The sequence below is a fragment of the Nostoc sp. T09 genome (genome assembly GCF_002154695.1).
Taxonomy (GTDB): Bacteria; Cyanobacteriota; Cyanobacteriia; order Cyanobacteriales; family Nostocaceae; genus Aulosira.
The window spans coordinates 1-7,733 of sequence record NZ_MTAV01000057.1; the positions used below are offsets into that span (position 1 = coordinate 1).

General features: G+C 39.0%; 9 protein-coding genes. 6 read left to right on the forward strand and 3 right to left on the reverse strand.

Annotated features, from left to right (window positions below; translation table 11 throughout):
* A partial coding sequence (locus tag BV372_RS13890; RefSeq protein ID WP_086687094.1) for a serine/threonine-protein kinase occupies positions 1 to 1,536 on the reverse strand: 1,536 nt, incomplete at its 3' end.
* Positions 1,537 to 1,701: 165 nt separating this feature from the next.
* Here BV372_RS13890 and BV372_RS38370 point away from each other — a divergent pair.
* A complete protein-coding gene (locus tag BV372_RS38370) occupies positions 1,702 to 1,887 on the forward strand; it encodes a hypothetical protein (RefSeq protein ID WP_373270764.1) in 186 nt (61 codons plus the stop codon).
* Positions 1,877 to 2,113, forward strand: a complete 237-nt coding sequence (locus BV372_RS13895; RefSeq protein ID WP_179198084.1) for a hypothetical protein — start codon at positions 1,877 to 1,879, stop codon at positions 2,111 to 2,113. Before BV372_RS38370 ends, BV372_RS13895 begins: the two co-directional genes overlap by 11 nt.
* A gap of 31 nt (positions 2,114 to 2,144) precedes the next feature.
* Here the strand turns inward: BV372_RS13895 and BV372_RS13900 are convergent, their stop codons facing one another.
* Positions 2,145 to 2,738, reverse strand: a complete 594-nt coding sequence (locus BV372_RS13900; RefSeq protein ID WP_086687095.1) for a Uma2 family endonuclease — start codon at positions 2,736 to 2,738, stop codon at positions 2,145 to 2,147.
* A 29-nt stretch (positions 2,739 to 2,767) separates the two neighbouring features.
* A complete protein-coding gene (locus BV372_RS35200; protein WP_143845106.1) occupies positions 2,768 to 2,956 on the reverse strand; it encodes a hypothetical protein in 189 nt (62 codons plus the stop codon).
* Between the two features lie 115 nt (positions 2,957 to 3,071).
* Between BV372_RS35200 and BV372_RS13905 the strand changes: the two genes are divergently transcribed.
* From BV372_RS13905 to BV372_RS13920, 4 genes are all read left to right on the forward strand, one after another.
* Complete coding sequence (locus BV372_RS13905; protein WP_086687096.1) at positions 3,072 to 6,035, forward strand: NACHT domain-containing NTPase; 2,964 nt, start codon at positions 3,072 to 3,074, stop codon at positions 6,033 to 6,035.
* 256 nt (positions 6,036 to 6,291) lie between these two features.
* The gene (locus BV372_RS13910) at positions 6,292 to 6,546 is read left to right on the forward strand and encodes a hypothetical protein (RefSeq protein ID WP_086687097.1); all 255 of its coding nucleotides are present in this window, start codon (positions 6,292 to 6,294) and stop codon (positions 6,544 to 6,546) included.
* Between the two features lie 69 nt (positions 6,547 to 6,615).
* On the forward strand, positions 6,616 to 6,999 hold the full coding sequence (locus BV372_RS13915; RefSeq protein ID WP_373270765.1) for an HNH endonuclease: 384 nt from the start codon (positions 6,616 to 6,618) through the stop codon (positions 6,997 to 6,999).
* Between the two features lie 91 nt (positions 7,000 to 7,090).
* Positions 7,091 to 7,567, forward strand: a complete 477-nt coding sequence (locus BV372_RS13920) for a hypothetical protein (RefSeq protein ID WP_086687099.1) — start codon at positions 7,091 to 7,093, stop codon at positions 7,565 to 7,567.
* The last annotated feature ends 166 nt before the right edge of the window (positions 7,568 to 7,733 follow it).

The window sequence follows — 7,733 nt, forward strand, 5'->3', positions numbered from 1 at the left end:
TTCTCCTTTTACCAAATTCCACAGTTTGATAGTGCCGCCATAACTACCACTAGCAAGGGTCTTGCCATCTGGACTGATGGCGATCGCACGTACCAAGTTAGAATGTCCTGTGAGAGTACGGATTAGTTCTCCGGTTGCCAAATTCCACAGTTTGATAGTGTTGTCACCACTACCACTGGCAAGAGTCTTGCCATCTGGGTTGATGGCCAGAGACTTTACTGTGTAATAATGCCCTGTAAGAGTTTTTTGTAAAAAGTCATCGGTTGATATGCTGGGACTTGTATATATTGGATTAGTTGTAGATATTGGACTAGTTGTAGGTGTCGGCTTACTTGGAAATAAGCTATGGCGAATCAACACTAATCCCCCCAGAGTAATAGCCACACCCGCGAGTAATCCTTTTTTGAGTTTGGTATTTGGACTAAAAAGATTTTTTGGTGATGCTTCCGGCTTTCTTGGTGGCGTCGATGTTTGAGGCTGAGAAGTTACTGTTACAGGCAATGGTGGTGATGGATCAGCAATTACAGGCTGGGTTGGTGGTAGTGTCGGCGGTGATGATCGGTTAGCAATTACAGGCTGGGTTGGTGGTAGTGTCAGCGGTGATGATCGGTTAACAATTACAGGCTGGGTTGGGGGTAATTCTGATGGCAGTAACAGTGAATTTAAATCTTGTAAAACTTGCTCTACTGACTGGTAACGCTGCTGGTATTCTTCTTGCAACAATTTATCCAGTATTTGCCCAAAGGTGTGACTGACGCTTTGCTGTAAATGTTGTCTCCAATCCGCAACCCAACCATAACCTTGTCGTTTCCACAATTGCCAAGGGGGAATTCCACTTAATAGGTGAAAGCAAGTTGCACCGCTACTATATAAATCACTCGCTGGGAAAGCTTCACCATCCTGCATCTGTTCTAGTGGTGCATAACCAAAAGAACCGATCGCAGTTCCTGGTTGAGTCATTACCGTCATTGTCAGTTGCTTAGATGCACCAAAGTCAATCAGCACTAACTTCCCATCGCCGCGACGAATGATATTCTCTGGCTTGATATCGCGGTGAATAACTTTGTGTTGATGAACTGTTTGGAGAATATTTAGTAAATCGAGCAATAATTTTCTGACTTCTTGCTCATTGAAAAATCCCTGCTGTTTTAACTCAGCTAATAAATTCTGCCCATTGATAAATTGCTGCACTAAATACAGGCGACTATCTTGTTCAAAATAAGCCAATAATGTGGGAATTTGGGGATGTTCTCCTAACTGTTGCAGTCTTCTGGCTTCTTGCTCAAATAGTTCTGTGGCTTTGTTGAGTGCGGCTGTTCCCTGTATATGGGGTGCCAATTGCTTAATGACACAATGCTCATTTAGTTTATCTATATCTTCTGCCAAATAAGTTTTACCAAATCCCCCAGCACCTAATGATTTAATTGGGCGATAACGGTTTCTCAGCAATACTAGTCCTGTACTGCACTTGGAGCAAAACATTGTGCCTTCTGGATTTTCTGGATTGTCACAAGCTGGATTGAGGCAGCAGGTCATAACTGTGCATTTGTCAGAAAATGTATCTATTATGGCTTAACCACAAGTTATTCCTAGTAAATACCGCAAAATCTTAGATTAATTTAGTTTCTTTGGCAAACTGGGGTTCTAATCAGTGAACAGCTAGGGCTTATTATTATCTGTGTCACAATTGAGAAAAAGAATATATATCCTACAACCCGGCAAGCACTAATGTGTGTGATTATTTGCCAGTATCTGTCTAATTTCTATCGGGATATTCAGCTATTTCGTTTTAGCGACACAACTGGCAATGTGTTTATTTTGGCAGGTGATGAGCTGCAAATTATTGTATTTCGTGATGGAAGTTGGAGATTTGTAAATGAAACCTAATTTTGCTCAAATGTCTACCAAGGAATTGAGGGCGTATGTGCTTGCTCATCGGGAAGATATAGAAGCGTTAGAAATTCTATTTAGTCGGCGTACTCCTGACTCAGAAGCAATTATATATCCGTCCATGTTTACTGAAGATGGTCAACCAATAGAAGAGAATATGCGGATAATTGAAGAAGCGATAGCTCAAAAAGTTCAGCAAGAGAGTAATCATCAGGATGAATAGTCCTGTGTTATTGGTAAATTTTACTTAATTACTATTCTTTAGTTATTATCTGGCTATATGCAGTCACAGCATCATATTGGTCAGCCATTCGCGCATATTGTGCTAATAAATCTAAATCTAAGTCAGGTAATAAAGTACTTTTAGTAACTTTTATATAGCTGTCACCTTGTAAACAATAAACTGATAATAAACCATCTTCCCAAAACCAAACTTCTGGTACTCGCAAACGCTGATAAATTTCTAGCTTATTAATTCCACCACTCGTGACAGTTATTTCCAAAATTAAATCAGGAATAGGTTTTTTCGTTCCTAAATTATAAGACTCATCTGGTTCTCGTCGCGTTTTATCTTCCTGTTTACCTATAGTTGCACTTCCCCGTCCATAAAAGCGGATGTTCTTTGTCCGCATATAAAGTTCCAGCAACATCGCCAGAGTTTTTTTGTTATCCTCATGGTCGTCAGAAAGTGGGGACATAATTTCAAGAATCCCATCTAAATAAGTTAGTCGTGCGCTTGTCCCTGCCAGGGCGACATCAAGCTGTTCTAACTGTTCCCAACTGACATTGTACAGAAGAACGTAGGAAGTCTCGAAATTTGTAGGTTTTTCCAGAACAGGGGAAGACATATGTTAAACCGTAGAGTGGTTTGTTTCTATCATAGAACTATGATGAGATAGATCCAGATAATCTTGATTAATGTGCGATCGCCTGCTAGTACCTCTACATCGCTCAAAGAATTCAGCAAGAGAAGAATAATCGGGATTAACTGATTACCTGTGCGTTGGCAACGCCTTGCTGAAGGTATCGCTGTTACTAGTTGATGTGTAAATTGAAATGCAAGCAAATACAGATAAAGTTATCGGTAAGATGGCAGCTTTCTGTAATTACCCTAAAGTTTGGAATCATCACTCCAGCTAGTGTATATACTCGTAATCAAAATATAAACAGATACGAGTATTATGATAGACTGGTTGGCTATTTGGGGAGTAACTCAGGCTACCGCATTTATTTTTAAGCCTATTTTGGAAGATTTAGCGAAGGATGCTGCTAAAGATTGGGCTAAGGATTTATTAAAGGGTATTCCTAAAAAGATTGTAGACAAACTAAAAAAAGAAGATATTGAAATTGCTGCTGGCAAGGCGTTAAAAGAATTTTTGCAACTGATGCAACAGCAGTTAAAAGTGCGGTGCAAGCTTCCAGAAGAGGAAATAAAGGATTACACCAAAGATATCAAAAAGTTTATTAGTGACAAGTCTGTAAAGGAAATTCTTGGTAAGGCTTTTGATATTAGCTGTGAGGATTTAAATTTTAAAACTTTAGAAGATAGTTGGAAACGGCTGCAACTCCAACCTCTGCCATCTAAGTTTAACTGGCAAGCATTTACAGACCAGTATTTTACACAAGTCCAAGAACTGCTTCTAGAGTCAAAAGAGTTACATTCTATTTTGGAATTACAAAAATTATCCAGTATTGATAATACTTTAAAAGAAAACGCTGACATTCCCAAGGATTTTAACTTGGTGCAATATTTAGAAACTATTCGTGAGCGTTACGGCAATCTCAAATTAGATAGTTTAGAGAATACATCACGGGAACATCCAGTTAATTTATGGCAAATCTTCATTCCTCAAAATGTGCGCCAAGTTTATCAGGTTTTACCAGAACTGCCGAAAGAATATCTCCGCAGACTACAAGAAAGTAACCAGTTAGATGCGGAATTTGAGATAGAAAAATTTAAAGAAGAATTAGAAGGCTATAAACGTAATTATTTAGAACAGCCAATTCGTTCAGTCTTAGATGTAATTAGACAAGACAAGCCGCGCAAGAATTATCTAGTTATTTTAGGCGATCCTGGTTCTGGCAAGTCTACTTTGTTGCAATACCTAGCTTTAGATTGGGTAGAACAAACCCTGACTAAAAATGATTTTAATCTGCCGATTCCTTTGCTAATTGAATTACGCAATTATGTACGCGATCGCGATGCAGGAACGTGTAATAATTTTCTAGAGTATTACCATAAAGGGCCGAATTGCTTCTTTCACCTCAATCAGCATAAATTGCATGAGCAGCTAAAGGCTGGTAATGCTTTAGTTATGTTTGATGGTTTGGATGAAATATTTGAACTGGCGAAGCGGGAGGAAGTAATTACCTCTATTCATCGGTTCACTAATGAATATCCAGATGTGCAGGTAATTGTCACCTCTCGGATTATCGGCTATAAGCAGCAACAGTTGCGAGATGCAGAATTTCGTCACTTCATGTTGCAAGATTTAGAACCAGCACAGATTAAAGATTTTATTGAACGTTGGCATGATAAAACTTTTAGTCAAGCGGAAGAAAGAGATAAAAATATTAAACGCGAGCGTCTACAAAGAGTTATTAATGAATCAAAAGCAATTGCAGAACTAGCACAAAATCCTCTGCTGTTAACGATGATGGCAATTCTCAATCTCAAGCGAGAATTACCCAGAGATAGAAGTGAACTGTATAAAGATGCTTCAGAGGTACTGCTGCATAATTGGGACGAAGGACGCAATTTAAAACCGGATGAACGTCTGGAAACTATTGATTATAAAGATAAACAGGCAATGTTGCGTCAAGTTGCTTATCAAATGCAAACCAGTGAAAAAGGTTTAGCTGGCAACATTATACATGGGGATGATTTAGAAGCAATCTTCACTAAATATCTGGAAAGCATACCAGTAAGTGATGCCAGAGATAAAGCCAGACGGTTGATGAAACAACTGCGCGATCGCAACTTTATTTTATGTTTCTTGGGTGCAAATCACTATGCCTTTGTACATCGGACGTTTTTAGAATTTTTCTGTGCTTCGGAGTTTGTTCGGCAGTTTGAGAAGGAACGCAGTATTACAATTGAGGATCTCAAAACTGAAGTTTTTGGCAGACACTGGCGAGATGAAACTTGGCATGAGGTGTTGCGGCTAATTGCGGGAATGATTGAACCTAAATTTGTTGGTGAAATTATTGAGTATTTAATAGTGCAAGATAGTAAAGGTAAAAAGTTTGTCAATCTATTTTTAGCGGCTCAGTGTCTTGAAGAGGTGAGAAATAGAACTCCTATTGCATCAACAGCTAGTAAATTACTAGTTAAACTAAAAGACTTGCTCAATAAGGATTATCAAAGAAAAGAGGTAATTGATAAGGCAGATTATCTAGATGATGATGTGGAAGACTATCTAGATGATGATGCGGAAGACTATCTAGATGATGATGTGAAAAAGACAATAATATTTTATGATGTTATGTCAAAAGCAATTTCATCTATTGCAACTACTTGGAGAGATGAGCCAGATACATTATCCTGGCTTAAGACTTGTGCTAAAGAAGGTTATAATACTCAACAAGCAGCACTAAGGGAATTAGCTAAGGATTGGACTCATGATTTAGAAGCACTCAAAATTTGCGCTGAAAAAATGCATGATCCAGATAGCCGAAAAAGTTTTTTACAAAAGGTAGTCAAAGGCTTTCAAGACAGTGAAGAAACTTTATCTTGGCTAAAAAATCGCGCGCAGTCTGATATTAGTTGGCTTGTGCGGCAAGCAGCAATGGATGAGGTCATTAAATGTTGGAAATATGATCCAGCCACTTTACCTTTTGTGAAAGCTCAAGCTAAGTTTGATGATTGGATTAATGTTAGACAAGCAGCACTGCAACAGTTATCTAAAGAATGGAAAGATGATCCTGGTATATTTGAGTTTTTGCATGATTGTGCTATTCATGACCCTTTTGAACGTATAGCTTTGTCTGCAAGCAACCCCCGACAGACAGCACTTGAAGCAATTATCAAGGAATATCCTCAGCATCCCCAGACTTTACCACTGTTGCGCGATCGTGCAGAGAATGACCCAGATGAGAAACTGCGGAAGTTTGCTCAGAAGAAGTTGAAGGAGTGGAAAGTGTGAAGTCAGGGAATAAGTAGTTAGACAAAAATATTTACAGTCATCGCGAGCAAAGCGAAGCAATCCCATCTCTTGCGATTGCTTTACTTCGTTCGCAGTGACATTGTGTGGATTAGCGCGATCGCACTTTAATTACTCTAAAATGTGCGATCGCATTTGCTGTGCTATTTGTTGGACTTGTGTAATACCAACAAACGTTGAGACAGTCATTAAAAGTAACGTTGTAAATCAGTACAATTAAATAAAAATCGATAAACTCATGACTAAATCTGTAAATACAACCAAAGTCTACGATGAAATTATAGATTTTATTGCAGCTGGAACCACTCCCCAAAGTGTCGTTAACTTTCAAATTTCGGATTTAGCAAAAGGACGTTTAGAGGAACTAGTTTACCAACACAAAATGGGAGAATTAACCCCAGGAGAAAAAAAGGAGTTAGATTATTTCCTGACGCTAGAGCATATTATGACACTAGCGAAAGCAAAGGCTCATTATTATCTCAGCGTGGAGTAATTCTTTAAAGTGTCTAGTTCTAACGTTAGTTTAGAGTTGTGGCGTTTAGTTGCTCATCGCGCTGATTATATGTGCGAGTACTGTCTTGTCTCTGAAGTAAATAGATCGTCGGGTTGTCAAGTTGACCATATAATCAGCGTGAAACATGGCGGTTCAACCACAGCAGATAATCTCTGCTATGCCTGTATTTTCTGTAATCTGCAAAAAGGTAGCGATTTAGGTTCCATTAATTGGCAAACTGGGGAACTTGTGCGGTTTTTCAACCCACGTAGAGATTTTTGGGGAGAGCATTTTCAACTAAATGAGGCTGTGATTCAACCAATTACAGATATTGGCGAAGTGACAGCACGGATTCTAGATTTTAACAGTGACGAAAGGATTATTGAACGTCAAGCTTTGATAGCATCTGGTCAGTATCCTTCGTCGTCGGCACTAAAACGGATAAATAAGTAAAGTAATTTTGTGCGATCGCATCCTCATTCTGGGCATTCTTTACTTAGCAACTCTTGCTACTTAAATCTAGAATCACCCCAGTAATAATACGATGACTTACCAAAACATCACTGGCTCCATTTCAACACAAGATATCCAAGAAATTAAAGCTGCGCTACAGACTATTCAAAAAAAGCTACCTTTTTTAATCACTCTCAGCAACGAGGAACGACGTAGATTGTTAAAAATGGGTGATAAAAGCCTAGCCTTTGTCAACAATAGCGTCACTGCTGCTCAGTCGAACCGGGAAATTCTCCCAGCCAGCTTTGATGTTGAAGAACTTGTTCGGGATTATCAATTAGCCTCCGCACTCACCGAACTTTTAACTTCAATGCGCCAAATTACTGAACAAGTAGATGATACTCTACTAGCAGTCGGTAGTGAAGCGATGAGCAGCAGTTTGACTGTTTATGACTATGTAAAGACAGCTGCGAAAAAGACTCCAGGTTTAAAAACTGTCGCTGAACAATTAGGCGAACGCTTCAAAGCTATCAAAGGTAGATCGCCTAAAGTTACATCTACTTCGTGAGACATAAAACCTCATTAATGAGGCTCAGAAGCTCATTAATGAGGCTCAGAAGTTCATTAATGAGGCTCGGAAGCTCGTTAATGAGGCTCAGAAGTTCATTAATGAAGTTCAGAAGTTCGTTAATGAGGCTCAGAAGTTCGTTAATGAGGCTCAGAAGTTCGTTAAT

Excerpts from the sequence above, each read along its gene's own strand:
- BV372_RS13900 (WP_086687095.1), bottom strand. The coding sequence starts at position 2,738 with ATGTCTTCCCCTGTTCTGGAAAAACCTACAAATTTCGAGACTTCCTAC.
- BV372_RS13910 (WP_086687097.1), top strand. The coding sequence starts at position 6,292 with ATGACTAAATCTGTAAATACAACCAAAGTCTACGATGAAATTATAGAT.
- BV372_RS13915 (WP_373270765.1), top strand. The coding sequence starts at position 6,616 with ATGTGCGAGTACTGTCTTGTCTCTGAAGTAAATAGATCGTCGGGTTGT.
- BV372_RS13905 (WP_086687096.1), top strand. The coding sequence starts at position 3,072 with ATGATAGACTGGTTGGCTATTTGGGGAGTAACTCAGGCTACCGCATTT.
- BV372_RS13920 (WP_086687099.1), top strand. The coding sequence starts at position 7,091 with ATGACTTACCAAAACATCACTGGCTCCATTTCAACACAAGATATCCAA.
- BV372_RS13895 (WP_179198084.1), top strand. The coding sequence starts at position 1,877 with ATGAAACCTAATTTTGCTCAAATGTCTACCAAGGAATTGAGGGCGTAT.